Origin of the sequence: Chitinivorax sp. PXF-14 (assembly GCF_040812015.1) — a bacterium.
GTDB lineage: Bacteria > Pseudomonadota > Gammaproteobacteria > Burkholderiales > SCOH01 > JBFNXJ01.
The window spans coordinates 75,093-100,805 of the sequence record NZ_JBFNXJ010000011.1; the positions used below are offsets into that span (position 1 = coordinate 75,093).

Here is a 25,713-nt window from a genome sequence, read left to right on the forward strand (position 1 = left end):
CAGCAACATGCTGGCCTTTTTTTGTGGGAATGGGCTTTTGGCAGCCATATGTGCCGTACCTGAATATGTCCAGCCGGATTGAATTGCCGTTTCGCCGAATTCATCGATAGCTTGAATAACCCACAAATATAGCTGTCGCCATTTTTTGCAACACGGCCAAAAAGTTGATGCAAATAGCTTGACCATCAAGTCAACTTGAAAGTTACGCTGTGATCTGGCTGACGAAGCGGCAGAGCTGGATTCAGGCATGCCATTCTGGTCAACAAAAAACCGCGGATGAAAGGCTGTTTCAAATAATGCGCCTCACGATGAAAAGCGGCCCATCCGGATTGCCGACACAGACTCGAACCAATCATTGAAAGTGACTACCATGAATCTCCGCCACGTCGCAGCAATTACCGGCCTGTTCCTGAACATCGCCGCCACGCCCAGCTGGGCGCAGAGTGCGGCAGCAACAGCGCAGCCTGACAATGCCACCATCAACATCGCCGGGCACACTGTCCCGGTGGTAGCGGGTGGCTTGTATGACCGCTATCGCTCCAATCCGCCGCTGTCCGTCATTGCATCGGAAGCGCCGGATGTTGACCTGGGCTGGTTCAAGGGAATGAAGAAGGAAAAGGTTGATATCGGCTTTGAATCCTACTCGCCCAATTTCTATTACAAAAACAGCCGAATTACTGCCGTATACACGGCAGACATTAGCAGGCTCAGAGAATTGATGCCTGCTGCCGTGCTGAAAGAAGTTCAGCCACTGCAGATATGGCCAGGCCGAGGGCTGATCGCATTCACTGCCTATTCTTATCACTATTGCGACAACGACAGTTATAACGAAGTGGCCCTGTCGATCATTACCAATAAGCCTGGCAATTCCAATTTCGGCCCGTTCAGTTTGATCGGCCAGTCGCTGTCCAGTGATTTCTGGGGCTATGTGCTGAAGCTGCCGGTCAATACGGAGCTGGCAAGGGTCAGGGGCGTAGTGGGATACAACCTGCCGAAATGGCTGACCGGCATTGACGTCAAGGACCAGGAACAATCGCTGGCCTTCACCATCACAGACAGCGAAACAGGCAAGACCGACGTGGTTTTCGAAGGCAAGAAGCTGCCCAACCCCTCACGCAAGGTTGAAATGGTGAGCAACAGCTTTACCAATATCGATCACCAGGGGCGGCTGACCTATGGTTACGCCGTCTCGCGGCAGCTCAGCCATGCCACCAGCACCAGCGCGGAAGCGGCCAATCTGGCACTGAATGGCGGCAGCCTGTCCACCTATATTAAATCCTTGCAGCTGGGGAAAATGCTGAAATATGAGTACGTGCCCGAGTTCCAGAGTGCACTGTACGCCCCGGCGCCACTGGCAACCCTGCTGACCAGCAAGTGATGCGAGACGCCGCATGGGCGGCGCAGGCTTGGTGTGTCAGCTGGAATACCGAGCTGCCGCGCCATGAGCTGGCGTGGGGCGATACGCAATAGAGGCAGCCCCAGGGCATTTGCCGCACGCCGCCAAGCCCGCCTGTGGCCCGCGCCTGGCCCGGCGCTGCGGCGGGCGGCGCAGCAACGAGCGGTACCAAGATAACTGGGCCTGCTGAAAATGACGAAGCCCACCATCCGGTGGGCTTTCCCGTATTGTACGCTTGCAACACTCACCGCCAGCATGGGCAGAAGCCAGGGCCTGATGCGCAGAAAAACAAAAAGCCATTGAAATTCAATGGCTTTTATATGTATTGGCGGAGGCTGTGTCCGCCTAACTCGATTTCGCCCCCTTCCGCAGCCATCCAAAAATAGTTGATATATAACAACTATTTGCAAAACCCGCTTCCATAACATTCCGACACATTCCGCTGAAATCCAGATACCATTCATGGGCCATTTCATGGGCCAACTTTCTGTGGGCCGCGATACAAGAGGAAAGTCGAACTATGGCTGCTGAAAAGCTGACCGCCCTACGGGTGGAGAAGATCAAGAATCCCGGCTATTACGGCGACGGTAAGGGGCTATGGTTACGGGTCAAGGATACTGGCGCCAAGACGTGGGCTTACCGCTTCATGCTACAGGGCAAGCAACGTGAAATGGGGCTTGGGCCGTATCCAGAAGTCAGCCTGGCGGATGCCAGGCGACTGGCGACCGAGGCGCGAGAGCGGGCCAAGCGCGGCATTGACCCAATCGACGCCCGCCACCAGGCAGAGACAGACCGGAAAGCGGAAGCATTGCTTGCCGCTGCGCGGTTGATGACGTTTGACGATTGCGCCGCAGCCTACATCAAGGCCCACCGCGCCGGCTGGAAAAACAGCAAGCATGCCCAGCAGTGGGAGAACACGCTTGCCGCCTATGCCAGCCCCGTATTTGGCGGCGTATCGATAGCGGATGTTGATCTACCCCTGGTGCTCAAAGCGCTTGAACCCATCTGGCGCACCAAGACCGAAACGGCCAACCGCCTACGCAACCGGGTAGAACTGATCATCGATTGGTCGATAGCCAGGGGCCACCGGCAAGCCGCCAATCCGGCCAAGTGGCGCGGCCTGCTGGATAAATTGCTACCCGCGCCGGGCAAGATACAGAGAACCGAACACTTCGCCGCCCTGCCCTACCTGGAGATACAGCCGTTCATTCAGGCATTGCGGCAACAGGAGGGCGTCGGCCGTCTGGCGTTCGAGTTCTGCATACTGACCGCCAGCCGTACCAGCGAGGCCATTGGCGCACGCTGGGAAGAGGTCAATATCGAAACAAGGGTATGGACCATTCCGGCCGAGCGCATGAAAGCCAGAAAGGAGCACACAGTACCGCTGTCGGATCGCTGCATGGCGATCCTCGAAGAAGCCAGGCAACTGGGCAGCAACGAGGGCCATGTGTTCCCCGGCCGCAACACCGGCAAGCCACTATCCAACATGGCATTCCTGATGCAACTGCGGCGCATGGGGCGAGATGACCTGACGGCACATGGTTTCCGCTCGACGTTCAGAGACTGGTGTGCCGAAGCCACCGCCTACCCAAAAGACGTAATTGAAATGGCCCTGGCGCATGCCATCGAGAACAAAGTCGAGGCGGCTTACCGTCGCGGTGATCTGCTGGAAAAACGCCGCCGACTGATGGCGGATTGGGCCGCCTTCTGCGAGCAGAGGCAGTCGGCCGGCGACGTGGTTCCGATCCGCAAAACAGCCTGATGGGCAGCCACCCCCCCTCTCTCAGCGAGTGAGCAGTGTGAGCGATGTGAGCGGATCAAATAAATCAATGACTTACACGTGAGCAGATAACACCGTACATGTGGGCAGGCCAAAAATGTGAGCGACGCCGCTAAACCGCTGCAAGCCAATACTGGCGCGGCTTTCAGGCCGATTTGCGATGCATGTTCCTTGTTGGCGAGCTGCTTAAAATTTGTGCAAAATCTCAGGGTTTTCGGCCCATTTTGAGGCCTTTTCCCCCCCTGAAAATCAGCGCGAATTGCTTTCTTGCCAGCCCCTACCGGGCGGGGCCGCAATTGCCTTTGGTGCAATCATTGCATTACAATTTAACATGCCCACGGTCAAGCTATTTGGCGATTGCGCCATTCAGGTCTACCCACGCGACCACGCGCCGCCGCATTTTCACGTGGTGTTTTCGGATGGTTCTCGCTGCGCGGTGGCAATTGATGATCTGGCGGTGATTGCGGGACGGGTTCCAGCCCGGCGCCTGCGGCCGGCACTCGAATGGGCTGCGGCAAATCGCGAGGCCCTGCAAACCATATGGAAGGAAGTCAACCAATGAAAGCGCCCACTGTTCTGAACGTAAGCGCTTGCCCGCCCAGCGTACTGAGCATCGAATGGTCAACCGGTGAAACCCTGCGCACGGATATTGGCGAGCAGATCGAACGCTTCGAACTGCTGCATTCCCTGCGTGATGCTGCGTGCTTCGCCCAGGCGGCGCCCGGTCTGTGGGGGCATAGCGTGATGTGGGGTGGCGCTGCCGATATGGGGGCCGACCAGCTTTACGAGCTGGGCCGGCAGCAGGCAGGCTTGCCGACACCGGCAGAGTTTAGCGACTGGATGAAGCGCCACCGCCTGACGTTGACGACGGCCGCGACGGCGCTAGGTCTGTCGCGGCGCATGGTGGCGTATTACTGCTCCGGGTCGAAGCCGATCCCGCTGGTAGTCGGGCTGGCCTGCCTTGGCTGGGAAATGCGCCACAGGGCTGCGGCGTGAGCCACGACGCACCAGCTTTCGGCAATATGGCCGCCGGCCCATCGGCGGGTCAGGAGGCGGCACAATGAACGAAGAGGTATTGCAAATCCGCGTAGGCTTCCCCGTTGCCGATAGCCTGGCCGATGCCGCCGGAACCATGACGGCAATCGAGAGCGGCGCCAGCCCGGCGCATCATTTCGGCATGGGCTTTGCCGATATGGGGCAGATGCTGGCCGTATTCACCCCCAAGCGCTGGGAGTTGATCGGCAAGCTACGTGAAATCGGCCCGGCGTCGGTGGCCGAGCTGGCGCGGCAACTGGGGCGTGATTACAAGAACGTCCACGGCGACGTTGAAAAGCTTGCCGAATGGCTGGCGATCGAGCGCGGCGACAATGGCAAGGTATGCGTGCCCTATGCCGAGATCGTGCTCGACATGCGCTTGCCGGATCGGGCGGCGGCATGACCACGCCAGTTATCCTGGCCGTAACAGCCACGCCGCCGGCCGGGCTGCTGATCGAGTGGTCAAGCGGGGAGATATTGCTAATCGAGATTGGCGCCCAGATCGAGTGCTTTCCGGCGCTGCATGTCCTGCGTGATGGCGAACGATTCGCCAGGGCGAAACCGGGCGTAGATGGCCGTGGCCTGAGCTGGGGCGATGGCGCGGAGATCAGCGCTGATTTGCTGTACTGGCTGGGCAAGGAGCAGGCGCCAATAGACGAGCAGCGGCTGCGGCTAGCTGGGTACGTTCAAATCTATCGGAGCGGCGGCGCCCTGGCTGACGAGCTTGTCAGCACGGTTGAAGCCCTGCGCCACCCCGGCGGAGAGCCAATATCCGCCGAGTTGTGCGGCCTGCTGCTCGATCTGCTGAGGGGCAAAACCAAGGCCGGGAAGCGCGTGCCGGTATCGGCTACCGTCATCCGCGAATCGTTCCAGCGGATGTATGAACGCATGAAAGTGGATGATTTTGCCAAAGGCCAACCCGTGTGGGAGGAAACGCTTTCATCCGCCAGTTTTCTAGCGGGCCACATCCCGCGACTTAGTGACGGCCAGCAGCCCTCAAATCCGGCCGTTAAGCGGTACGTCGCCGTTGCCAATAGCCTGGCCGCTGCCTGGAGACTGAGCCTGCCCACGGTTTGCGATTACATCTCGGGCCGGAAAAAACATAAATCCCAAGGGCGCAAATCCACCTAACACAAGCCGCGCGAATTGTCACATGGAATAAATCGCCAGTTTTTCCATGTGATACGTTTTCCCCCGTTACATAAAGTGCCTCCATCCAATGCATTCCGCATGGGTCCTTATGGAAAGGCACACAATGAAGCCACAGCACGTCAAGCAGGCCACCCCCCAGGTGGAAGTTACCCATATCCCCTCGATTGACCCCCTCCTGCGCTTGCCGGATGTTGAGGCCGCGACGGGGTTCAAACGCTCGCACATCTATGCCTTGATGGCCCGCGGCGATTTTCCGAGAACGATACGAATCGGCACTAACGCAGTCGCGTGGAGGCTGTCCGATATTGCTATGTGGATTGCCGGACGCGTGGAGGCCGCATGATGACCGCCACCGCCACCGCCACCGACATTCTGCGGCAAGTCACGTTCATCCCTGTAGATGAGGCCTTGTCGCGCCTGGCCGGGCGCATGTCGCCAGCAGCGCCATACCTGAATCGCCGGATTGAAGAGTTGACGCTCGCCGCCCGGCCAATTCACTCGAATGACGGAAAGGTAGCGGCAGTGTGGCCTAATGGCGCCGTGGTCGTACTGCGGGCCAGCGAGGCGGCGGCATTCATCGCCCTGCGCGGTGAGGTGCTGCCTGGATGGTGGCCCGCAGCCAAGCCGTCTGCCCGCAAACTGTGTGATGTCGTTGAAGCGCTGGAAGTCGGCTACGCGGCGTTTGTGGAAGCGGCTGCCGGGAAATACCCCGGCCAACTTGCCGACGCCGCCGAGGCTGACTGCCTGGCAACGATCCGGGGGCACAGATGAGACAAGCCCCCTATCGCAAACCCTCCAGCAGCAGGCGCCGCGCCCGCGCCAAGGCTGCCCGCCATCAGGGCCAGCGCCCGCCCGAGTGCCGCCACCAGCCCCGGTGCACCTGCTGCGGCGCTGTCGCGCATGCCGGTTTACTGGTGCTGGGTGCGGTGCTCGCCGTACCAGGTGCTTGGCTCGATGCATCGGCCTGCGCTGCCTGTGTGCAGATCGGCATTCTGAGCCGCAGCGGCCGCGAGCGGCTGTTACGCGCCATGCTGCGTGGGGCGCCGGCATGATGCCCACAGCCATTGCAGCGCGAGCCACCTGGCGCCATAATGCAGCCGTCGCAGTCAATCCTGCGACCGAGTTTGACAGCTCGAATAAGTTAGGCGGACAGCCGCCACATGCGGCTATTGTTTTGTCCGAAATGCCTAGTCACGCCTCTACGGCGGGCCGGGCGGGGGCACCTACGGGTGCGCCGGTGCCTAGCTTCCGGTCTGTCAACCCCGTTTCGGCCCGCCACCCTCGTTTGACAGCGAGGTGCGGGAATACAAACCGCACACTAGGAGGCCAGATCATGGCTAGTACTCAATCCCGCGCCGACACGGCGCCTGCAGCAACCCTTTTCCCCGCCAATTACAGCCGCAAGGTGGCAAAGCGCAACATCAGCCCGGATGTGGCACGCATCGCCGGCTTGTATCCGCATTTGCAGTTCTGCGATTACGGCGATGGCGTGTGTTTTGTGACTGGCGACGAAGCCAGTTTGCGCGCCTTGAACCTGATCCCTACCGGTGCCCGTATTCCGCAGAAGCCCCGAACCTGGGTCGAATTCTGTTCGTGGATCGTGGGGAATTGCCCTCTCTACGGCTACAAGCTGTCCATGACGGTCAAGCATGAGCTGTGTGTCTGGTTTGTGCGCGCCGCTTTCATCGATCCCACCTATCTGGCTTTTCGCCGGCTGCATCTGGCGCCGTCAGCAGACCTACTGACCGGCGAAGCCGCAGACATTTACTGACTGACAGGGGAAATCGCATGAAAACCGACAGCAAAAACGCATCGGCGGGCTTTGCTCGCCCGGCCATTCCGCAAAACCCGTTGATCGACAGTATCACCGCCAACACGCTGACCAACTGCCGAGCAGCGCTTGCGGCCTTGCAAGACTTGAACCTGGCGCCGGGGGATACGGATGAACACGCCAGCCACGGCGTCTGGCTGATCCAGCAGTGTATTTCCGAGGCGCTGACCTACGAAATCGAGCGCGACCGAGCAGACAGACGCGCGGCTGGCCCGCGCCTGTCCGGTATCTATCGGCCCGAACCGGGTGAAGGTGGGCATGATGGCTGACCGCCTCGATTTCGACCTGATCAAGCGCCAGGCTGTCGGCCAGTGGGTTGACATCCTGACTGCCGCCGGCCTGCCGCGCGAGGCGCTGACCAAGCGCCACAAGCCGTGCCCGATGTGCGGCGGGACCGACCGTTTCAGCTTCAAGGATAGAGAAGGCCGTGGCACCTACGTGTGCAACCAATGCCGCCCGCAAGGCGGCGATGGCTTTCACCTGCTCGCGGCCTGGCTCGATTGCGATTTCATCGGGGCCATGCGCAACGTGGCCGGGCATCTGCATATCGCGCCCATCACGCCAGGCATGCCGATTGCCGCCACGCAAAGGGCTCTTGCAGCCCCTGCCGTGGTTCCGCCGGACATCGAGCGCTTGAAGCGTGCCGCGCGGCGCATCGCGGCCTTATGGCGCGAGGCCGGGCCGGTGACGGGCGCCTGTCCCGTTGGCCGCTACCTGGCCCGCCGTGGCCTGCGGCTCGATGCCTACCCGGCCGCGCTGCGCCATCACCGCGCCTTGCCGTACTACCAGCCCAGCGACGATGGCGCCGCGCCAGTGAAGCTGGGCGAGTGGCCGGCGATGCTGGCGGCCATCCAGCAGCCCGGCGGCAAGTGCATCGCGCTGCACCAAACCTGGCTGACGCCAGACGGAGACAAGGCCGCTGTCCCTTGCGTGAAGAAGTGGACCGCGACTAGCGGCACCGCGCGTGGCGCTGCGATACGGCTGTTTGAGCCTGATACCCGCCTGGCCCTGACCGAAGGTATCGAGACTGCTTTGGCTGTACGCCAGGCCAACGGCTGGCCGGTGTGGGCGGCTGTGTCGGCGTGGGGATTGGAGCATGTCGAAATACCGCCCGGCGTGGCATCGGTACTGATCGCCGCTGACCACGACCCAGCCGGCACCAAGGCGGCCCAGGCGCTGGCCCAAAGGCTGACGCAAGAAGGCCGGCAGGTGCGGCTACTGTTACCGACCGAAGCCGGCAAAGACTGGCTCGACGTATTGAACGACTACCGCCCGTTTGAATGACGACCGCGCCGAAGAGCGTGAACAGGAGATTCGATCAAGGGGAGATGGACAGCAGCGCCAGCCCTGGCGCTGTGGAAAGGCTTAGCAATGAATGATTTGGACAGACTCAGAAATGTTGAAGCGGCGCCGGAATACACCGACACCGCCTCATTGGACGCGACACCCGAGCCGCTACTCGACGCCGCACAGCACAGCAACACCAAAGAGAATGATGCCACAGCGAAGCCCGGCGGCAAAGCCACAAGAACGCCCACCAAGGCAACGCCAGCGGGCGGCAAGGCCAAGGCATCGCCCACTGTGCGCAAGAGCGACAGCGGTAACTGGAGCGCTGGCGACAAAGGGGTTTTCTTCAAGGCTGACCCTGACAGCGACGCACCACCCACCTACGTGTGCGCCCGGCTCGATGTGCTGGAGCAGACACGTGATGAGGCCGGCGGGAGCTGGGGCAAGCTGGTGCGTTTTACCGATCCTGACCAGAACCCCAAGGAAATGAACCTGCTATCGTCCGACCTGGCTACCGAGGGCGGCGGCCCGGTGATCAGGCAGCTTGCCGATGCCGGCCTGCGTATTGGGTCGGGGCTCAAGGCACGTGAATACCTGTTGCGCTACCTGCGCGAACAAGACCCCATTGGCCGCGCGCTGCTGGTGGACAAATCGGGCTGGCATGCGCCGGTGTTCCTGCTAGGCGAAGAGCAGATTGGCGAAGCCCCTGAGAGACGGGTGTTTGCCGCTGGCGCTGGCCGCGCGCCAGCCCCGTACAGCCACAAGGGCAGCCTCGACGAGTGGCGGCGCAACGTGGCCGCGCTGTGCGTCGATAACCCGCTGCTGCTGTTCGCTAGCGCTGCGGCCTTTGCCGGGCCACTGCTGGAGCTGATCGGCGCCGAGTCGGGCGGGTTTCATGTGTACGGCAACAGCTCGCAAGGCAAGTCTACCTTGCTCTCGATGGCGGCATCGGTTTGGGGCAAGCCCGCTGACTACTGCAAGACCTGGCGGGCCACCGACAACGCCCTTGAGGGTATCGCCCGCGCCTACGCCGATACGCTGCTGCTGCTCGACGAGATCAAGGAATGCGACCCCCGCGTCATCGATCAGACGGTGTATATGCTGGGGAATGGAAAAGCAAAAGCCCGGGCGACTGACACGGGCGGGTTACGCAAGGCGGCAAGCTGGCGGCTGCTGTTCCTGTCGGCCGGCGAGCTGACCCTACAGCAGCACCTGGCCAGTGTCGGCAAGCAAGGCTTCGCTGGATTGGAGATGCGCCTGTTGTCGCTCCCGCTGCCGGATCGTGGCCTGTTTGTGGCACTGCATGGCCAGGCCGATGGCGCGGCGTTCTCCAATCACGTCAAGGCGATGACCGGGCGCTATCACGGCGCCGCCGGGCGTGCCTTCCTGCATGCCCTGGTAACAAACAGGGCCGGGCTCGCGGCCGGTATCCGCAGCGCCCAGGATGCGTTCATCGGCAGTTGTGTACCCGGTGGCGCCCACGGGCAGGTAAGCCGCGCGGCGGCGCGCTTCGCCCTGGTCGGCATTGCCGGCGAGCTGGCGACCGGCTGGGGTGTGACGGGCTGGCCGGAAGGCGCGGCCCTGGCTGCGGCGACCGAGTGCTTCAAGACCTGGCTGCGCGGCCGGGGCACGGCAGGCAGCACCGAAGAGCGCGACATAGTAAAGCGCCTGGCTGCCTTCCTTGAGGCGCACGGCGAAGGCCGCTTTACGCGGTTGACCGACGACAAGACCAGCGACGCCGATAACCACAAGGGCAAGACCCTGGCGCGCGTCGGCTATCGCTGGCTGCGCCGGCCGGGCTGCATCGAGGCCGGCGACGGCTCGCCGGTGGTCGGTGAGGCGGGCTATTCGCTCGATGAGTCGGCCACGTGGGTTTACTACGTTTTCAGCGAAGCTTGGGCCAAGGATATATTCGCCGGAATGAATTTCAGGCAGGCAAACAAGGTGCTGCTTCAACATGGCGTGATCGCGCCCGGCTCGGGCGGCAAGGCCTCGAAATCACGCAATGAAGCCCGCCTGCCGAACGTCGAAATACCGGGCCGTGTGTACGTTGTGGATGGGTCAAAACTGGCCGATGTGATGGGCGCCATGGACGACTGAGACAAGCCTGAAAGCCGCGCCAGTATTGGCTTGTAGCGGTTTCGTGGCGCCGCTCACATTTCTGGGCTGCCCACATCTGGTCCGTTATCCGCTCACATGTAAGTCATTGATTTATTGTGGCCGCTCACTCCGCGCACTCCGCTCACTCCCCCGGATAGGGGGGGGTAGGTCGGTGGCCCCGGAATGGGTGGAGAAGAGCGGTTCAGCGCCACCAAAAATGGGCAAGCGATGACCCGCACTTTTCCCGATTCAAGGCCGGCATAAGTTTGGTTTTGTCACCCCATATAAATACGCCGTGACGAATGTGCAGGGGCAGGTGGCCGACCTGTGTTCACCCCCCCTGCCGGGTGATGGGTCCTCCCGAGGCATGCCGTTCACGGGTAATTCGGACCTTTCATTATCGGATGTAGATGGATGCCGGACAGGGTGAACGGCCCACCCTGTACCGTTCGCTTTCAATCAACCGGGAGTATTCCCGGTATTTGTGGAGACAACCCCATGCGGAATAGAAGCCTGTTTACCTCGATCGCCTGGCCCGCCGCGAGAAGGCCGGCGCGCGCCGATATACTGGAGCGGCTGGATTGCGTGGTTCCGTGGGATGCCCTGGCCGGGCTGATCGCACAGCCTACGCCAGGCCCGCGCGGTGGGCGCCCAAGCCATCCACGCATGCTGCTGTTGCGCATCTGGGTGCTACAGCAGCTTTACCGCGTCAGCGATGAGGCTGCCGAATCACTGATACTCGACAGCCACAGCGCCGCCGCATTCGTCGGGCTTGATCCCTGGAAGCCCAGGCCGCCAGGCGCATCGGCCATCGGCAACTTCCGGCGCGCTATTGCCAGCACCGCCGAAGGCAGGCAGCTACAGCGACAACTCGATGACGCCATGCAATGTGCCGGCCTGGAGCTGCGGCCGGGCTGTCTGGTGGAGCCGGTACTGAGGAACCGTGGTCCCTCGTGATCAGTCTAACCAAGGGTGAGGCAAAAGCTTGGCACCCCAAGCCCCAAGAGCGGCCAGCAAACATGACAAAAGCCCTGAGTCGGGCTTTTTGTGTTTGTGCGCTTGGCGGAGAGAAATGGTTAAATCAGAAACCGGGAGCCACAAAATTTTGAACTGTTTGTGGGCCGTTTAATGGGCCATTCTCGCCAACAAAATAAAAAAGCCAATGGAATCATTGGCTTATTTTTTAATTTGGCGGAGGCTGTGAGATTCGAACTCACGGACGGTTGCCCGTCGGCAGTTTTCAAGACTGCTGGTTTAAACCACTCACCCAAACCTCCTGAATTGTCTGCGAAACCGGGGTTTCGCGCCAGCGACAATGGCCTTCGTCGCGGCAGGGAGCGAATGTTACCGCGAATGCGCGCACCGTGCCAGTGTTGAAACTTTCCCGCAGCTCACATAGTCTTAGCAGGGTCATCAATGAAAGGAGCCTACCGGCTTATGAACACTCCGCTGCATACCTCTTATCAGTATGGCGCCGAGGTTGCACAATCCCGCAACCGGGTGCTGCGTAACACCTATGCCCTGCTCGGCCTGTCGATGCTGCCGACCGTGGCGGGCGCGCTGGTCGGCGTGCAGACCAACTTCTGGATGCTGTTTGCCGGCCATCCGATCATGGCACCGCTGCTGTTCCTCGCGGGCGCGTTCGGCTTCATGTGGGGCATCGGCCGCAACCGTGAGAGCGCACTGGGTGTGGGCCTGATGCTCGGCTTCACCTTCTTCATGGGGCTGATGCTGTCGATTTCGCTCGCGGCGGCCCTGCGCTTCAGCAACGGCGGCACGCTGATCGCGCTGGCAGCAGGCGGCACCGGCATCATCTTCTCGTCGCTGGCGGCACTGGCCACCATCACGAAGAAGGACTTCAGCTTCATGGGCAAGTTCCTGTTCATCGGGCTGATCCTGCTGGTGATCGCATCACTGGCCAACCTGTTCTTTGCGATTCCGGCGCTGGCGCTGACGATCTCGGCGATTGCCGTGCTGATCTTCTCGGCTTACATCCTGTATGACGTGAGCCAGATCGTGAACGGCGGCGAGACCAACTATGTGATGGCCACGCTGCAGCTGTACCTGGACATCTACAACGTCTTCGTCAACCTGCTGAACCTGCTGATGGCATTTGCCGGCGACCGCCGTTAAGCGCAACCCGCAGCAGCAAAAAGGCGGCTCATCGAGCCGCCTTTTTTGTCGCCTTGAAGCTCGCGTCAGGGCAATTCGAACAAGGCCACCGACTCGACGTGCGCCGTGTGCGGGAACATGTTGACGACACCGGCCGCCACCAGGCAATAGCCCTGCACGTTGACCAGCACGCTCGCATCGCGCGCCAGCGTCGACGGGCTGCACGAGACATAGACGATGCGCCTGGGGCGATTGCCCTCGGTGAACGATTTGCACAGCTCGACGGCGCCATCGCGCGGCGGGTCGATCAGCATCTTGTCGAAATGGCCAAGATCGGCGAGCTTTTCCGGCGTCATCTCGAACAGGTTGGCGACGACGAACTCTGTGCGCTCCGCCAAGCCGTTGTACACGGCGCCGTCGACGGCACGCTGCACCAGGCCGGGGCTACCCTCCATACCCAGCACGGTGGCGCCACGGCGCGCGATCGGCAGCGTGAAGTTGCCCAGCCCGCAGAACATGTCGGCGATACGCTCGCCCGGCTGCGGGTCGAGCAGGTTCAGCGCGCGCTCGACCAGCACGCGGTTGATCTGGTGGTTGACCTGGGTGAACTCGGTCGGCCGGAACGGCATGACGACGCCGAACTCGGGCAGGCTGTAGGTCAGCGCCGGCGCATCGAGCGGATAGAAGGGATAGGCGGTATCCGGGCCCTTGGGCTGCAGCCAGAACTGCACCTTCCACTGGTCGGCATAGTCGCGCAACTGTTGTTCATCGTCGGCGTTGAGCGGCTCCATGATACGCAGCACCAGCACATCGACCTGATCGCCCAAGGCAACTTCGACCTGCGGCATACGATCCTTGATCGACAGCGAGCCGATCAACCCTCGCAGCGGCACGAGCTGGTCGGAGATGCGCTTGGGCAGGATCTGGCAGCTCGTCATGTCGGCGATGAAACTGGAGCGCTTCTCGTGGAAGCCAACCAGCATGCCGCCCTTTTTCTCGACGAAGCGTGCGGACAGCCGTGCACGGTAGCGATAGCCCCAGCTCGGGCCGTAGATTGCCGGCAGCAGGCGCTCGGGCTTGACCTTGCCGATGCGCTCGAGATTGTCTTCCAGCACACGCTGCTTGGCGGCCACCTGGGCCCCCGCTTCCAGATGCTGCATCGAGCAACCGCCACAGGTGCCGAAATGCGGGCACTTGGGCTTCACGCGCATGAAGCTCTCGGTATGGATGGTGGTGGCCTGGGCGTTCTCGAAGCTCGGCTTCTTGCGGTAGGACTGGTAGCTGACGGTTTCGAACGGCAGCGCGCCGTCGATGAAGATGACCTTGCCCTCGACGTGGGCAATGCCGTGGCCCTCGTGGTCGAGGGATTCGATGGTGGCGATAGGCATGGCTAAACGACTGATGTGAATCGAAAAGCCGGCCATTTTACCGCAGAACGCCAGTCAGGGCAGGCTGTTTGCGCCCGGCCCCAGTGCCGCGCGGCAGACAGGCTATTTTTTCACCCAGTCGCCACCGGCCTTTTGTACGTACCAGCCACCCTGCGCCTTGTCGATCCAGCGCTGGGCGAAGGTCGAGCGGATTTCGCCCTCCCACTCGGGATGGCTGTTGGCGCGGGCGATTTCCTTGTACAACTGGCTACGGTCGCGGTTTTCTTCGGCGACGAGCTGGTTAGCCTGGGCCCGCTGCGCCAGCGGCACGGCATTGGCGTCACGCAGGGAGACGAGGCCATCCTTGGTCAGGCCGACCGCGCCACTGCCGTAAAGCGGTGCCAGCTGGGCGTTGCGCGCCTGCATGCTCTGCTTGATCTGGTTGATGGCGGGCGTATTGACCTCGATATCGGCGGCGGCCAGTGCCACGTTCGCGATTGCAGCCAGGGCAGTCGCGGCCATCAGTTGGCGGAACAGCGTCATGATGTTCTCCTCTTATTGTGCTGGCTTGTTGTCGGCTGGTGCGGCATCTGCCGGCTTGCCCTCTGCGGGTTTGGCCGGTGTCTTGCCCTGCTGCTGCCAGACTTCGTCGATGATCTTGTCTGCCGCCTTTTCGGCGGCGGCAGCGGGAAAGTAGATGTTGATGGTGACGCAGGCGCTGGTCAGCAGCGCCAATGCGGCGAGCACCGGCAAGGTATGGCTTGTTCTCATGTCCGCTCCTATTTCACGACCGGGCTCAGGTTATCCTGCGTGATGCGCTTGAGCCGGTCCAGCAAATCCTGCCAATCGACCTGACGATTGTAGCCCATGACCGTGATGGCCGGCAGGCCGCCGCCCTTGACGATGACGTAGCCGCCGGGCGCAGGCTCGACACCATCCATGTGGCACACCCCATTTTGCAGGCGGCAGCTTAACCCGAGCTGACTGTAGCGGAAATTCTCGAACACGCGCAGCAGGCTCTTCTGCACGGCCGCCACGGCGCCACCGCCGCCAAGTGCCGAGATGTTCTGCACCGCCTTCTGGCTGATCTTCCTGGGGTAGTCGCCAGGGCTGGACCTGAGCCAAGCGTCGAAACGCAGCGGCTGCCAGTTCGACAATTCGAGCCCGGCCACATGCGCATCGAGCCGGCCCTGGATGTTGCCGAACGAAAAGGTGTCGGTCAGCAGGCCCAGGTCGAGCCGGCGCATATCGAGCTCGGCGCTCAACGTCGGGATGCCGAGTGGGTTGTATAGGCGCAGATCCTTGAGCTCCACCGTGCCATCGAACACCTGCATCTGCAGTGCGCCGTCAATGGTCAGCGTCTGATCGGCAAACGCCACGCGTGGGATCGTGCCCGCGAGTTGCCCCTTCATCGCCGGCCAGCCCAGGGCGGCGCTCAGGCGCGGCATGGAGATCGGCTCCAGCGCGCCCTGGAAGCGCCATTGCCAGGCCTCTCCGGCTTTCTCGGCATGGAAGTCGTGCACCTCGAGCCGGCCGTCGAGTACCGCCAGCACGGCACGCTCGATGTCGGCCTGCCAGCCGTTGAGCCGCAGCGGGATGCGCGTGGCACCCAGCGCGAGTTTGAGCAGCTCGCCACCGGCCATGGTGATCTCGCCTTCAGTCGGCGCATCGAGCCGCCACGGCAGATGCGCATTCACGGCCTTGAGCAAAAAGCGCTGCTGATTGTCGACGATGTCGGCGTCGCGCAGCGCGATATCGGCGCGCGTCACCTGGCCCGACGCCATCGCCAGCGACAGGTCACCGCGCCCGGCAACCGCCAGATCGGCCAGCGCCGTACCGGCAAGCAGGGGTTTGAACAGCTGGTACAAGGGGCCGAGCGCGACATCGCTGGCGTCGAGGTTCAGCGCCTGCAGGCCCTGCCCCGCCTGCCAGGCCAGGCTGGCACGCGCGAGCCCGACATCGGCAAGCCGCAACTCGGCGTGCTCCACCGCGAGCCCGGCCTCGCCCCACCGCCCCGATGCATTCAGCGCATGGCCACCGCCGGCAAGGTACAAGGGATTCCAGAACAGCTCGCCACTGTGCCAGTCGAGCCGGCCCTGCCAGCGCCAGCCCGTGTTCTGTCTGCTGGCGTCGAAATCGAGCGTGGCGGCGAGTTTGTCGCCGGCATGCAGGCCGCTGGCGTCGGCGAATGCCAGCTCGCGCAACGTCAGCCTGCCCGACATGGTTGCCGGCTGGCGTGCAGCGAGGCCGATGCGCAGTCGGCCGTCGACACGTCCCTGGCTCGGTTTCGGCATATCCGCCGGCAGCAGCGCGCCGAGCCGCGCCAGGCGGGCACCTTTGAAATCCAGTAGCAGCGCGGCCTGCGGGCCCGTCAGCTGGCCGCTGGCCTGCCATTGCTCGCCCTTGGGCGCCAGGCTGATCGAAAATTTTTGGGATGCCGGCCAGTAGTCGAACCTCACCCTGATCGGCTCACCAACGTCGAGGCGGCCCGCCGGGCAGCTCAGATGGGCGCTATAGATCTGCATGTCGGGGCAATCGAAGCGCGCGTTGCGCCAGGTCTTGCCCTGCCAGCCCAGCTCGCCGATGCGCGCGGTCAGCGCCACCTTGTCGCGCCAGTCGAGCTTGGCGCTGATGTCGCGCACCTTGAGCATGGGATGGTCGACGCCGGCCAGCGTGAACGACAGCTCCTGGCCCGAGGCGACGCCGCTCAGGCAACACAGCAACAGGAGGAAGGCCAGCAGTCGTTGCAACATCGGGGATCGATTACCGTCTAAACACCCAGGCAGAGGAAATGGGCAGGCCCGGCGCGCTGCACGGCCGGGTGCCGTTGACATGAGCTTTGACATTGCGCCGGGTCGAGTGTCGCCGCAACAGCTGCGTCAACAGCCGCTAGGGAAAGGCGCAACCGGAATATTCGCGTCCGACGATCTACACTGAATCGAGGCCAAAAAGCGCGCCGCGATATGGTGCAGTGCAAGAGAGCAATTACTCGGGCAATCCGCTACAATGCGCCCGCGCTCGCACCTTACCAAGGTTTCGCGGCGCACGAAAGGCTGGCTACCCGCCGGCACGGCAGGCTGGTCGCGTCTCGCGCCCACCTGCGGCATTCCACAAAACGGAAGGAGACAATATGACCGCCAATGGCTTCTCATTGGAGGACAAATACCGCCTGGCATCCGGGCGCGTGTTCATGACCGGCACACAGGCGCTGGTCCGCTTGCCGATGCTGCAGCACCAGCGCGATGCCGCAGCCGGCCTCAATACCGCAGGCTTCATCTCCGGCTATCGCGGCTCCCCGCTGGGCGGGCTCGACCAGGAACTCTGGCGCGCGAAGCAATACCTCGAACCGCATAACATCAAATTCCAGCCCGGCCTCAATGAAGACCTCGCCGCCACCTCGGTGTGGGGCAGCCAGCAGGTCGGACTGTTCCCCGGCGCCAAGTACGACGGCGTGTTCTCGATGTGGTACGGCAAGGGCCCCGGCGTCGATCGCTCGGGCGACGTGCTGCGCCACGGCAATGCCGCCGGCACCTCGAAACACGGCGGCGTGCTGCTGATCGCCGGCGACGACCACGCAGCCAAATCCTCGACGCTGCCGCACCAGACCGACCATGTATTCGATGCCTTCATGATCCCGGTGCTGAACCCGGCCGGTGTGCAGGAGTTCCTCGATTTCGGCATCCACGGCTGGGCGATGAGCCGCTACTCGGGCTGCTGGGTCGCTTTGAAAGCCATCTCCGATACGGTCGAAAGCTCGGCCATCGTCGAGGTCGACCCCAATCGCGTGAAGGTGAAGCTGCCGGACGACTTTCAGATGCCCGCCGACGGCCTCAACATCCGCTGGCCCGACCCCCCGCTGGTGGTCGAGGAGCGGCTGCTGCACCACAAGCTCTATGCGGTGCTGGCCTATGTGCGTGCCAACAACCTCAACCGCATCGTCATCGACAGCCCCAAGCCACGGCTCGGCATCGCCACCGCCGGCAAGAGCTATCTCGACGTGATGCAGGCGTTGGACGACCTCGGCATCGACGAGAAGATGGCCGCCGACATCGGCCTGCGCATCTTCAAGATCGGCCTGACCTGGCCACTGGAGTCGGAGGGCGTGCACCAGTTCGCGGCAGGGCTCGACGAAATCCTGGTGGTCGAGGAAAAGCGCCAGGTGATCGAATACCAGCTCAAGGAACAGCTCTACAACTGGCGCGAGGAAGTGCGTCCGCGCGTGATCGGCAAGTTCGACGAGAAGGGCGAATGGACGCTGCCCGAAGGCCAGTGGCTGCTGCCGGCAGCCGGTGAGCTGACGCCAGCGATGATCGCCCGCGTCATCGCCTCGCGCATTGCCCGCTTCTACACCAGCTCGATCATCGAGGAACGCCTGAAGTTCTTCGAAGAGAAAGAGCGCTCGCTGACCAAGCCGCGCGAAATCATCGCGCGCCAGCCCTACTTCTGCTCCGGCTGCCCGCACAACACCTCGACCAAGCTGCCTGACGGCTCGATGGCGCTGGCCGGCATCGGCTGCCACTACATGGCGATGTGGATCACGCCTGGCACCAAGATGTTCACGCAGATGGGCGGCGAAGGCACGACGTGGATCGGCGTCCAGCCGTTCACCGACACCAAGCACATATTCACCAACCTGGGCGACGGCACTTATTTTCACTCGGGCATCCTGGCCATCCGCGCCTCAATCGCGGCCAACACCAACATCACCTACAAGCTGCTCTACAACGACGCGGTGGCGATGACGGGCGGCCAGCCGGTGGACGGCGTGCTGACCGTGCCGATGATCACGCGCCAGCTCGAAGCCGAGGGCGTGAAGAAGATCGTCATCACCAGCGATGACCCGGACAAGTACCGCAGCGTCACCGGGCTCGCCGCCGGCGTGACCGTGCATCACCGCGACGAGCTCGACCGCATCCAGAAGGAGCTGCGCGAGATCCCCGGCACCACCATCCTGATTCACGACCAGACCTGCGCCGCCGAGAAGCGCCGCCGCCGCAAGCGCGGCAAGATGATCGATCCGCCCAAGCGCGTGTTCATCAACGAGAAGGTGTGCGAAGGCTGCGGCGACTGCTCGAAGCAGTCCAACTGCCTGTCCGTGGTGCCGGTCGAGACCGAGTTTGGGCGCAAGCGCAAGATCGACCAGTCGAGCTGCAACAAGGATTTCTCCTGCCTCAAGGGCTATTGCCCGAGCTTCGTGACGGTCGAGGGCGAGGTGAAGATCCGCAAGAACGTGTACGGCGCCAAGGCCTTCGGCAGCCTGCCGGATCTGCCCGAGCCGCGCCTGCCGTCGCTCGAACACCCCTACGGCCTGCTCGTGACGGGCGTCGGCGGCACCGGTGTCGTCACCATCGGCGGCGTGCTCGGCGTGGCTGCGCACATTGCGGGTTTCGGTGCGTCGGTGCTCGATCAGACCGGGCTTGCGCAGAAAGGCGGCTCGGTCACCACCCACATCCGCTTTGCCGATTCGCAAGCCAAGCTGCACGCCGTGCGCATTGCGGCCGGCGACGCCAATGCGGTACTTGGCTGTGATCTGGTGGTAGCCGCCAACAACGACTGCCTGGCCAAGATGCGCAAGGGCTTCACGCGCGCGGTGGTCAACTCTTACGAATCGTTCACCGGCGACATCACCAAGAACCCGGACATGAAGTTCCCCGCCAGCTCGATGGAGCGCACCATCATCGAGGCCGTGGGCGAGGACCGCTTCGACATGGCCAACGCCACGAACCTGGCGACGGCGCTGATGGGCGACTCGATCGCGACCAATATGTTCATGCTCGGCTTCGCCTGGCAGAAGGGGCTGATCCCGCTGCCACAAGCCGCGATCCTGCAGGCGATCGAGCTCAACGGCGCAGCGGTCGAGATGAACCAGCAAGCCTTCCGCTGGGGCCGCCATGCGGCGCACGATCTGGCCCACGTCGAACGTGTCGCCTTCCCCGAGCTCGAGGAGGCGCTCAAACGCACGTTGGAAACCACGCTCGACGACATCGTCGCCCACCGCGTCAAGCTGCTGACCGAGTATCAGGACGCGGCCTATGCTGAGCGCTATCGTGCCCTGGTGAGCAAGACCCGCGCCGCCGAGGCGCGCGTCAGCCCAGGCTCAGAGCAGCTGTCACGCGCGGTGGCCCGCTACTACGCCAAGCTGCTGGCCTACAAGGACGAGTACGAGGTGGCACGGCTCTACACCGACGGCGAGTTCATCAAATCGCTGCAGGACACCTTCGAAGGCGACTACCAGCTCAAGTTCCAGCTTGGGCCGGAGTTCCTGCAGCGTGGCGACAAGCCGACGAAGTTCACCTTCGGCCCATGGATGATGACCGCGTTCAAATGGCTGGCGAAGCTGAAGGGATTGCGCGGCAGCAAGCTCGATCCGTTCGGCTACCAGTCCGATCGCAAGCTCGAACGCGCGCTGATCGGTGAATACGAACGCACGCTGGAAGAAGTGCTGGCGCAGTTGAAGCCGGAGAACCTGACGCTCGCCGCGGAGATCGCCACCATGCCCGAGAAGATTCGCGGTTATGGCCACATCAAGCAGGCAAGCGCCGACGTAGCCCGGCGCGAGCGCGACGAAAAGCTCAAGGCTTTGCGTGCGGTGCAGCCGGCACAAGCGGCGGCCAAACCGCAGCCTGTCAGGATCTGAGTAAGTCAGGAAATGACAAAGGCCTCCGATAGGAGGCCTTTGTTCATGGTCGATTCCGACAGCGGGTGAGGCTCAGGTCGTCACCGTCGCGGCGTTTGCTCGAGACGGCCGACGATCACGCTGATATTGCGCATCACGGCATTGCAACAGCTGCAACGCACGTCGCCGGAGGTGTGCAGATAAAACTGGTCGCTGGAACAGCGGGTACAGAAATATGCCGGTCCAAACTCGGAAGATTCAACGCTTCTGGCTCGATAGGCGGCCAGATCAACAACGCTACCCATGGTGTCTCTCCATTTCCTCATTAGGCTGCCAACTCTTATATTTTTATCGGCAGCTTACTGCGTACTTTAGCAAAGACTTATGGATTTGAGTAAGTAAAAATTACTAATACGTACAAAAAAGGCGACAAGCGGTCGGGGGCCTGCTTTCCCTTGTATATCAGTCGGTTCTGGCCACCAATGCAGGTATGCGTCAACGATCAAATCTGAGTTTCATCACCAGCACGGCACCCGACAGCAAGAGCGTGACCGCGTTGGCGGCAATCACGGGCCATGCATCGATCCATATCCCGTAGACCAGCCACAGCGCCACGCCGCAGACGAAGATCAGATACATGCCGAGCGAGATGTCCTTGGCCGATTTGGTGCGCCAGACATGCCTGACCTGCGGGATGAAGGCAGTGGTGGTAAGGAATCCGGCCAACAGGCCGACGATGTCGTGTAGGGTCATGGGGGACAACGCGTTAAACGTCCTGGCCAGGACGGGAGATCGGCCAGATTGCGTGGCACCGCCGGGGCAATGGCCGCGCGCGGCAACTGGCCGGCCCGGTCAGCGCTCACCCCGGCAAGGGCTGGTGGCACCGCCATGCGGCGCCACACGCACGATAGGTGAAGCCTGTGTCACGATCAAGCGGGGAAAACACCGGTGGAAAGGTAACGGTCGCCACGGTCGCACACGATGGAGACGATGGTCGCGTTCTCGACCTGCGCCGACAGCCGCAGTGCCGCCGCCAGCGCGCCACCCGACGAGATGCCGGCAAAGATGCCCTCCTCGCGCGCGAGCCTGCGCGTGGTCTCTTCGGCTTCGGCCTGGGTCACTTCCATCACTCGGTCGATGCGATCCCAGTCGCAGATGGCCGGCACATATTCCTTCGGCCACTTGCGGATACCAGGGATCTGCGCGCCATCGATCGGCTGCACACCGACGATCTCTACCGCCGGACTCTGTTCCTTGAGAAAGCGCCCGGTGCCCATGATGGTGCCGGTGGTGCCCATGCTGCTGACGAAGTGGGTGATCGTGCCCTGCGTGTCGCGCCAGATCTCGGGCCCGGTGCCCTCGTAATGCGCGAGCGGGTTGTCGGGGTTGGCGAACTGGTCGAGCACGATCCCCTTGCCTTCGCGCACCATCTGATCGGCGAGGTCGCGCGAACCTTCCATACCCTGCGCCTTGCTCACCAGGATGATCTCGGCGCCGAACGCAGCCATGGTCTGGCGGCGCTCTATCGACAGGTGCTCGGGCATGATCAATACCATCTTGTAGCCCATCATCGCCGCGGCCATCGCCAGTGCAATGCCGGTGTTGCCGCTGGTGGCTTCGATCAGCCTGTCGCCAGGTTTGATCCTGCCGCGTGCCTCGGCATGGCGGATCATCGACAGGGCCGGCCTGTCCTTCACCGAGCCAGCCGGGTTGTTGCCTTCGAGCTTGACCAGCACGGTATTGCTGGTCTGGCCGGGCATGCGCTTGAGTTTGACCAGGGGCGTGTTGCCGACGAAATCTTCGAGCGTCTTGTACATGATGTATCCCGAGTGGCCTAAGGGCCGATATGCATTGGATGCCAGGGGGCGGTGAGCGTTCAAGCGGCAAACAAAAGGCCGACATGCGTCGGCCTGTTGCCTCTGGCGCTGCCCGTACGGCGGCTTATTCCTCGATCACGGCCGAGGTGTAGACGTCTTGCACGTCGTCGAGCGCTTCGATCATGTCGATCAGCTTTTGCATGCGCGCAGCGTCGTCGCCGGTCAGCACGATCTCGTTCTGCGGCTTCATGGTGACGTCGCCCAGCTCGGCCTTGAAACCGGCCTTTTCCAGCGTTTCGCGAACCAGCGTGAATTCGTAGGGAGGCGTGATGACCTCGATCGAGCCGTCGTCATTGGTGACGACATCTTCGGCACCGGCTTCGAGCGCGGCGTCCATGATCGCGTCCTCATCCGTCCCCGGAGCAAAGATCAGGTAGCCGCAGTGCTTGAACTGGAACGCCACGCAACCGTCAGTGCCCATATTGCCGCCATACTTGCTGAAGGCGTGGCGCACGTCGGCAACGGTGCGGGTCTTGTTGTCGGTCAGGCAATCGACCATGACCGCCGCGCCGGCAATGCCATAGCCCTCGTAGCGTGCTTCTTCGTAGCTGACGCCGTCGAGCTCACCGGTACCGCGTTTGACTGCGCGGTCGATGTTGTCGGCCGGCATGTTCTCTTCCTTGGCCTTGTCGACGGCCAGGCGCAGGCGCGGGTTGAAGTTCTGGTCGCCGCCACCTTGCCGCGCGGCAACCGTGATTTCCTTGATCAGCTTGGTGAATATCTTACCGCGCTTGGCGTCCTGACGGCCTTTACGATGCTGGATATTGGCCCATTTGCTATGACCTGCCATGGTGTCCTCGAGATGCGATGAAACGGAAAGCCGAGGATTTTAACACGAGGGCCGCGCCACCGGCAGCGTCGTTCTGGGTCAGGCGGCCTGCAATAGCGTTCCGGCATAGGCGGCAATGATCAGCAGCACCAGTGTCATCACGATCAGATTGCGTCGCCTGCGTTGTCTGTATCTCATATCCGCCTCCCCTGATTTGTTTGCGCCAGCAAGACCGCGATGACCACGCCACGCCTCAACGGGCGCTGAGGCGACATCGATTGCACATATGCACATATCGTGCCAAAACAATCATTTCCGTTTTAAAACAATCAGCTACAAAAATAGCATGTGCATAGTGTCAAATTGACCGACACTCGACAGCGGCCTCCGCCTGTCAGAAACAAGGCTCTGGCACGACCAAGCAGGCATGGAGGCAAACTCATGAAGCCCCTGGCGGTGGTTTGTGGCATGACGGCGGCACTGCACGCAGCGCGCAAGCAGCAATGGATGCCAAGTGCAGAGCGGCCCGCACAGCAACGCGCTGGTCGAGCTCTACACGTCCGAAGGCTGCAGCAGCTGCCCGCCGGCCGATGCCTGGCTGTCGCGCCTCGATCAACGCTATCCGGCGGATCGGCTGACGATCCCGCTGCTGCGGCCACAGCAGGCGCTGGTGGTGTTTCTGCAGGCGGGCAACGACAATCGCATCGTGCAGGCGGTCAGCCTGATGGCGTGTGGCCAGCATTAGGCGCTGGCAGGCCGAAACGATTGCCTAATGGCCTTCGCCGGTGATCCAGTCCGGCTTTTCGTGCTCGACGAAATACAGCAGCGCATCGACGACTTCCTTGTCGAACTGCGTGCCACGCCTTTCCTTCAGGTAGCTGATGGTCTCGGACAAGGGCCATGGTTCCTTGTAAGGACGGCGATGCAGCAAGGCATCGAACACGTCCACCACCGCCACGATGCGCGCCGACAGCGGAATCGCATCGCCCTGCAGCCCGCGCGGGTAGCCGTGGCCATCAACGTGCTCATGGTGGCCGCCGGCGATTTCGGCGCCATAGGTCAGATAGCTCACGCCATCGACCATCTGTGCGGCACGCTGCAGCACCGCCTCGCCGACAGGCGAATGCTGCTGCATGAGAACACGCTCGTCGGATGTGTGCAGCCCAGGCTTGAGCAGGATGCTGTCGGGCGTGGCCACCTTGCCGACATCGTGCAGGATGCTGGCCAGGCCCACCATGTCCATGAATTGCGGGGTCAGTTCCGCGGCAAACTTGCCTTGCTGCTTGAGCACGGAAGCAATTGCATTGGTGAGCAGGCGCACGCGCTGCACGTGGCCGCCCGTATCCTTGTCGCGGAATTCCGCCAGGTCGGCGAGCGCGATCACCGTTGCCTCCTGGGCGTTCTGCAATTGCTGGAACAGGTAGAGGTTGTCGAACGCCGCGGCGATGCGGTTGCAGAATACTTCGAGCAAGCTGCGCTGGATCTCCGCCAGCGGCCATGGCGGCGTGACCAGGATGGCGAACTCGTGCCCCTGCATGGTGTGAATGAACAGCACATCGACCGGGTGCTCGAACTGGCTGCGTTTCTCTGCGAACGCCTTGGCCACGGCGGGTGCCAGCACATGATCGTCGGGCAGTTCCGCATTTTCGGCCAGCGACGCATAGCCGCCGGTTGCGGCCACCACCGCCGGGCGCGCACTGGTCGCGACCTTGCCGTTGTGCAGCACGCACAGCACGCCATCGGCCCCCACGTCGAGAATCGCACTGATCTGGTTCAGCACGCCGGAGGCAAATTCTCGCAGCGAGTGCATCTGATACAGATTGGTCGCGCCCTCGAGTATCTTGTCGAGCCCGTTGCGGCTGCGCTCGATCATCAACAGGCCCTCGTAGGCCCGCAACGATGCGATGACCGTGGTGAACAGCTTCTGCGTGGTCAGCTCGGTCTTGGCCTTGTAGTCGTTGATATCGTAATCGACGATCACGCGCTGCTCGGGCGCCTGCCCCGGTTGCCCGGTACGCAACACGATGCGCACCAGCTGGTTGTGCAGCTCCTCGCGGATGCGCTGCACCAGCCGCAGGCCGGCGTCGTCGGTTTCCATCACGACATCGAGCAGGATCAGGGCGATATCCTTCTCCTGCTGCAGCAGTTCGAACGCTTCACGGCCGCTGCCGGCCGAGAGCAGCTCGAGCGGCCGCCCCTTGAACACGACATTGCGCATCGCCAGGCGGGTAACGGAATGCACGTCCTCTTCGTCGTCAACGATCAGGATGCGCCACGGACGGCTGTCGAGCGGATTGGTCGGGGATGGCGACTCGTTGTCGTCATCGATGATCCAGTTATCGTCGGACAAGTGTTGTTCGCTCATCAGATCCTCTGTGCTGTGGCCACCGG

At 62.3% G+C, this 25,713-nt stretch carries 25 protein-coding genes, 1 tRNA gene and 1 pseudogene; 17 read left to right on the plus strand and 10 right to left on the minus strand.

The annotated features are described in order from the left end of the window. The first annotated feature begins 370 nt into the window (after positions 1-370). The 14 genes from ABWL39_RS13995 (at position 371) to ABWL39_RS14060 (ending at position 11,538) form a co-directional block, all read left to right on the plus strand. Positions 371-1,378 carry an acetoacetate decarboxylase (ADC) gene (locus tag ABWL39_RS13995; RefSeq protein WP_367792271.1) on the plus strand — a complete coding sequence of 336 codons (1,008 nt, stop codon included), beginning with the start codon at positions 371-373 and terminating at the stop codon, positions 1,376-1,378. A 538-nt stretch (positions 1,379-1,916) separates the two neighbouring features. Further along, complete coding sequence (locus tag ABWL39_RS14000; protein ID WP_367792274.1) at positions 1,917-3,158, plus strand: tyrosine-type recombinase/integrase; 1,242 nt, start codon at positions 1,917-1,919, stop codon at positions 3,156-3,158. A gap of 349 nt (positions 3,159-3,507) precedes the next feature. Further along, positions 3,508-3,738, plus strand: a complete 231-nt coding sequence (locus tag ABWL39_RS14005; RefSeq protein WP_367792276.1) for a DUF4160 domain-containing protein — start codon at positions 3,508-3,510, stop codon at positions 3,736-3,738. Beyond that, complete coding sequence (locus ABWL39_RS14010; RefSeq protein WP_367792279.1) at positions 3,735-4,172, plus strand: hypothetical protein; 438 nt, start codon at positions 3,735-3,737, stop codon at positions 4,170-4,172. Before ABWL39_RS14005 ends, ABWL39_RS14010 begins: the two co-directional genes overlap by 4 nt. 64 nt (positions 4,173-4,236) lie before the next feature. Beyond that, the gene (locus ABWL39_RS14015) at positions 4,237-4,614 is read left to right on the plus strand and encodes a hypothetical protein (RefSeq protein ID WP_367792282.1); all 378 of its coding nucleotides are present in this window, start codon (positions 4,237-4,239) and stop codon (positions 4,612-4,614) included. Beyond that, complete coding sequence (locus tag ABWL39_RS14020) at positions 4,611-5,342, plus strand: hypothetical protein (protein ID WP_367792285.1); 732 nt, start codon at positions 4,611-4,613, stop codon at positions 5,340-5,342. Before ABWL39_RS14015 ends, ABWL39_RS14020 begins: the two co-directional genes overlap by 4 nt. Before the next feature lie 124 nt (positions 5,343-5,466). Beyond that, positions 5,467-5,706 carry a helix-turn-helix transcriptional regulator gene (locus ABWL39_RS14025; protein WP_367792288.1) on the plus strand — a complete coding sequence of 80 codons (240 nt, stop codon included), beginning with the start codon at positions 5,467-5,469 and terminating at the stop codon, positions 5,704-5,706. Then, positions 5,703-6,134 carry a hypothetical protein gene (locus ABWL39_RS14030; RefSeq protein WP_367792291.1) on the plus strand — a complete coding sequence of 144 codons (432 nt, stop codon included), beginning with the start codon at positions 5,703-5,705 and terminating at the stop codon, positions 6,132-6,134. The genes ABWL39_RS14025 and ABWL39_RS14030 overlap by 4 nt, the downstream gene beginning before the upstream one ends. Continuing rightward, entirely contained in the window at positions 6,131-6,415 is a 285-nt protein-coding gene (locus tag ABWL39_RS14035) for a hypothetical protein (protein ID WP_367792294.1), read from the plus strand. The genes ABWL39_RS14030 and ABWL39_RS14035 overlap by 4 nt, the downstream gene beginning before the upstream one ends. Positions 6,416-6,696: 281 nt before the next feature. Continuing rightward, complete coding sequence (locus ABWL39_RS14040; RefSeq protein WP_367792296.1) at positions 6,697-7,134, plus strand: hypothetical protein; 438 nt, start codon at positions 6,697-6,699, stop codon at positions 7,132-7,134. A 17-nt stretch (positions 7,135-7,151) separates the two neighbouring features. Then, positions 7,152-7,463, plus strand: a complete 312-nt coding sequence (locus ABWL39_RS14045; protein ID WP_367792299.1) for a hypothetical protein — start codon at positions 7,152-7,154, stop codon at positions 7,461-7,463. Further along, a complete protein-coding gene (locus tag ABWL39_RS14050; protein ID WP_367792302.1) occupies positions 7,453-8,478 on the plus strand; it encodes a toprim domain-containing protein in 1,026 nt (341 codons plus the stop codon). Before ABWL39_RS14045 ends, ABWL39_RS14050 begins: the two co-directional genes overlap by 11 nt. 87 nt (positions 8,479-8,565) lie before the next feature. Further along, the gene (locus ABWL39_RS14055; RefSeq protein WP_367792305.1) at positions 8,566-10,581 is read left to right on the plus strand and encodes a DUF927 domain-containing protein; all 2,016 of its coding nucleotides are present in this window, start codon (positions 8,566-8,568) and stop codon (positions 10,579-10,581) included. 498 nt (positions 10,582-11,079) lie between these two features. Continuing rightward, a complete protein-coding gene (locus tag ABWL39_RS14060) occupies positions 11,080-11,538 on the plus strand; it encodes a transposase (protein WP_367792308.1) in 459 nt (152 codons plus the stop codon). 232 nt (positions 11,539-11,770) lie between these two features. Here the strand turns inward: ABWL39_RS14060 and ABWL39_RS14065 are convergent. Next, positions 11,771-11,858, minus strand: a tRNA-Ser gene (locus ABWL39_RS14065). Between the two features lie 160 nt (positions 11,859-12,018). Here ABWL39_RS14065 and ABWL39_RS14070 point away from each other — a divergent pair. Further along, positions 12,019-12,714: a Bax inhibitor-1/YccA family protein gene (locus ABWL39_RS14070; protein WP_367792311.1), complete on the plus strand. Its 696-nt coding sequence runs from the start codon at positions 12,019-12,021 to the stop codon at positions 12,712-12,714. A gap of 65 nt (positions 12,715-12,779) precedes the next feature. Here ABWL39_RS14070 and rlmD read toward each other — a convergent pair whose 3' ends face one another. From rlmD to ABWL39_RS14090, 4 genes are all read right to left on the minus strand, one after another. Continuing rightward, positions 12,780-14,081 carry a 23S rRNA (uracil(1939)-C(5))-methyltransferase RlmD gene (gene rlmD, locus ABWL39_RS14075; RefSeq protein ID WP_367792314.1) on the minus strand — a complete coding sequence of 434 codons (1,302 nt, stop codon included), beginning with the start codon at positions 14,079-14,081 and terminating at the stop codon, positions 12,780-12,782. Positions 14,082-14,183: 102 nt separating this feature from the next. After that, complete coding sequence (locus ABWL39_RS14080) at positions 14,184-14,603, minus strand: YdbL family protein (RefSeq protein ID WP_367792317.1); 420 nt, start codon at positions 14,601-14,603, stop codon at positions 14,184-14,186. Positions 14,604-14,615: 12 nt separating this feature from the next. Then, positions 14,616-14,831 (minus strand): hypothetical protein, encoded by a 216-nt coding sequence (locus tag ABWL39_RS14085; RefSeq protein WP_367792319.1) that lies wholly within the window; start codon positions 14,829-14,831, stop codon positions 14,616-14,618. Positions 14,832-14,839: 8 nt separating this feature from the next. Continuing rightward, the gene (locus ABWL39_RS14090) at positions 14,840-16,813 is read right to left on the minus strand and encodes a hypothetical protein (RefSeq protein ID WP_367792322.1); all 1,974 of its coding nucleotides are present in this window, start codon (positions 16,811-16,813) and stop codon (positions 14,840-14,842) included. A gap of 377 nt (positions 16,814-17,190) precedes the next feature. On the opposite strand from ABWL39_RS14090, the gene ABWL39_RS14095 reads away from it, so the two are divergent. Next, a complete protein-coding gene (locus ABWL39_RS14095) occupies positions 17,191-20,697 on the plus strand; it encodes an indolepyruvate ferredoxin oxidoreductase family protein (RefSeq protein ID WP_367792325.1) in 3,507 nt (1,168 codons plus the stop codon). A gap of 80 nt (positions 20,698-20,777) precedes the next feature. Here ABWL39_RS14095 and ABWL39_RS14100 read toward each other — a convergent pair whose 3' ends face one another. From ABWL39_RS14100 to ABWL39_RS14115, 4 genes are all read right to left on the minus strand, one after another. Further along, positions 20,778-20,981 carry a hypothetical protein gene (locus tag ABWL39_RS14100; RefSeq protein WP_367792328.1) on the minus strand — a complete coding sequence of 68 codons (204 nt, stop codon included), beginning with the start codon at positions 20,979-20,981 and terminating at the stop codon, positions 20,778-20,780. Positions 20,982-21,171: 190 nt separating this feature from the next. After that, complete coding sequence (locus ABWL39_RS14105; protein WP_367792331.1) at positions 21,172-21,429, minus strand: SemiSWEET transporter; 258 nt, start codon at positions 21,427-21,429, stop codon at positions 21,172-21,174. Positions 21,430-21,605: 176 nt separating this feature from the next. Then, the gene (gene cysM / locus ABWL39_RS14110) at positions 21,606-22,493 is read right to left on the minus strand and encodes a cysteine synthase CysM (RefSeq protein ID WP_367792334.1); all 888 of its coding nucleotides are present in this window, start codon (positions 22,491-22,493) and stop codon (positions 21,606-21,608) included. 124 nt (positions 22,494-22,617) lie between these two features. Further along, positions 22,618-23,343: a YebC/PmpR family DNA-binding transcriptional regulator gene (locus ABWL39_RS14115; protein ID WP_367792337.1), complete on the minus strand. Its 726-nt coding sequence runs from the start codon at positions 23,341-23,343 to the stop codon at positions 22,618-22,620. 517 nt (positions 23,344-23,860) lie between these two features. On the opposite strand from ABWL39_RS14115, the pseudogene ABWL39_RS14120 reads away from it, so the two are divergent. Continuing rightward, positions 23,861-23,971: pseudogene (locus tag ABWL39_RS14120) on the plus strand (DUF1223 domain-containing protein); the annotation flags it as partial. Between the two features lie 120 nt (positions 23,972-24,091). Here the strand turns inward: ABWL39_RS14120 and ABWL39_RS14125 are convergent. Next, complete coding sequence (locus tag ABWL39_RS14125) at positions 24,092-25,687, minus strand: DUF3369 domain-containing protein (RefSeq protein ID WP_367792340.1); 1,596 nt, start codon at positions 25,685-25,687, stop codon at positions 24,092-24,094. Between the last annotated feature and the right edge of the window lie 26 nt (positions 25,688-25,713).

Excerpts from the sequence above, each read along its gene's own strand:
- ABWL39_RS13995 (WP_367792271.1), top strand. The coding sequence starts at position 371 with ATGAATCTCCGCCACGTCGCAGCAATTACCGGCCTGTTCCTGAACATC.
- ABWL39_RS14000 (WP_367792274.1), top strand. The coding sequence starts at position 1,917 with ATGGCTGCTGAAAAGCTGACCGCCCTACGGGTGGAGAAGATCAAGAAT.
- ABWL39_RS14005 (WP_367792276.1), top strand. The coding sequence starts at position 3,508 with ATGCCCACGGTCAAGCTATTTGGCGATTGCGCCATTCAGGTCTACCCA.
- ABWL39_RS14010 (WP_367792279.1), top strand. The coding sequence starts at position 3,735 with ATGAAAGCGCCCACTGTTCTGAACGTAAGCGCTTGCCCGCCCAGCGTA.
- ABWL39_RS14015 (WP_367792282.1), top strand. The coding sequence starts at position 4,237 with ATGAACGAAGAGGTATTGCAAATCCGCGTAGGCTTCCCCGTTGCCGAT.
- ABWL39_RS14020 (WP_367792285.1), top strand. The coding sequence starts at position 4,611 with ATGACCACGCCAGTTATCCTGGCCGTAACAGCCACGCCGCCGGCCGGG.
- ABWL39_RS14025 (WP_367792288.1), top strand. The coding sequence starts at position 5,467 with ATGAAGCCACAGCACGTCAAGCAGGCCACCCCCCAGGTGGAAGTTACC.
- ABWL39_RS14030 (WP_367792291.1), top strand. The coding sequence starts at position 5,703 with ATGATGACCGCCACCGCCACCGCCACCGACATTCTGCGGCAAGTCACG.
- ABWL39_RS14035 (WP_367792294.1), top strand. The coding sequence starts at position 6,131 with ATGAGACAAGCCCCCTATCGCAAACCCTCCAGCAGCAGGCGCCGCGCC.
- ABWL39_RS14040 (WP_367792296.1), top strand. The coding sequence starts at position 6,697 with ATGGCTAGTACTCAATCCCGCGCCGACACGGCGCCTGCAGCAACCCTT.
- ABWL39_RS14045 (WP_367792299.1), top strand. The coding sequence starts at position 7,152 with ATGAAAACCGACAGCAAAAACGCATCGGCGGGCTTTGCTCGCCCGGCC.
- ABWL39_RS14050 (WP_367792302.1), top strand. The coding sequence starts at position 7,453 with ATGATGGCTGACCGCCTCGATTTCGACCTGATCAAGCGCCAGGCTGTC.
- ABWL39_RS14055 (WP_367792305.1), top strand. The coding sequence starts at position 8,566 with ATGAATGATTTGGACAGACTCAGAAATGTTGAAGCGGCGCCGGAATAC.
- ABWL39_RS14060 (WP_367792308.1), top strand. The coding sequence starts at position 11,080 with ATGCGGAATAGAAGCCTGTTTACCTCGATCGCCTGGCCCGCCGCGAGA.
- ABWL39_RS14070 (WP_367792311.1), top strand. The coding sequence starts at position 12,019 with ATGAACACTCCGCTGCATACCTCTTATCAGTATGGCGCCGAGGTTGCA.
- rlmD (WP_367792314.1), bottom strand. The coding sequence starts at position 14,081 with ATGCCTATCGCCACCATCGAATCCCTCGACCACGAGGGCCACGGCATT.
- ABWL39_RS14080 (WP_367792317.1), bottom strand. The coding sequence starts at position 14,603 with ATGACGCTGTTCCGCCAACTGATGGCCGCGACTGCCCTGGCTGCAATC.
- ABWL39_RS14085 (WP_367792319.1), bottom strand. The coding sequence starts at position 14,831 with ATGAGAACAAGCCATACCTTGCCGGTGCTCGCCGCATTGGCGCTGCTG.
- ABWL39_RS14090 (WP_367792322.1), bottom strand. The coding sequence starts at position 16,813 with ATGTTGCAACGACTGCTGGCCTTCCTCCTGTTGCTGTGTTGCCTGAGC.
- ABWL39_RS14095 (WP_367792325.1), top strand. The coding sequence starts at position 17,191 with ATGACCGCCAATGGCTTCTCATTGGAGGACAAATACCGCCTGGCATCC.
- ABWL39_RS14100 (WP_367792328.1), bottom strand. The coding sequence starts at position 20,981 with ATGGGTAGCGTTGTTGATCTGGCCGCCTATCGAGCCAGAAGCGTTGAA.
- ABWL39_RS14105 (WP_367792331.1), bottom strand. The coding sequence starts at position 21,429 with ATGACCCTACACGACATCGTCGGCCTGTTGGCCGGATTCCTTACCACC.
- cysM (WP_367792334.1), bottom strand. The coding sequence starts at position 22,493 with ATGTACAAGACGCTCGAAGATTTCGTCGGCAACACGCCCCTGGTCAAA.
- ABWL39_RS14115 (WP_367792337.1), bottom strand. The coding sequence starts at position 23,343 with ATGGCAGGTCATAGCAAATGGGCCAATATCCAGCATCGTAAAGGCCGT.
- ABWL39_RS14125 (WP_367792340.1), bottom strand. The coding sequence starts at position 25,687 with ATGAGCGAACAACACTTGTCCGACGATAACTGGATCATCGATGACGAC.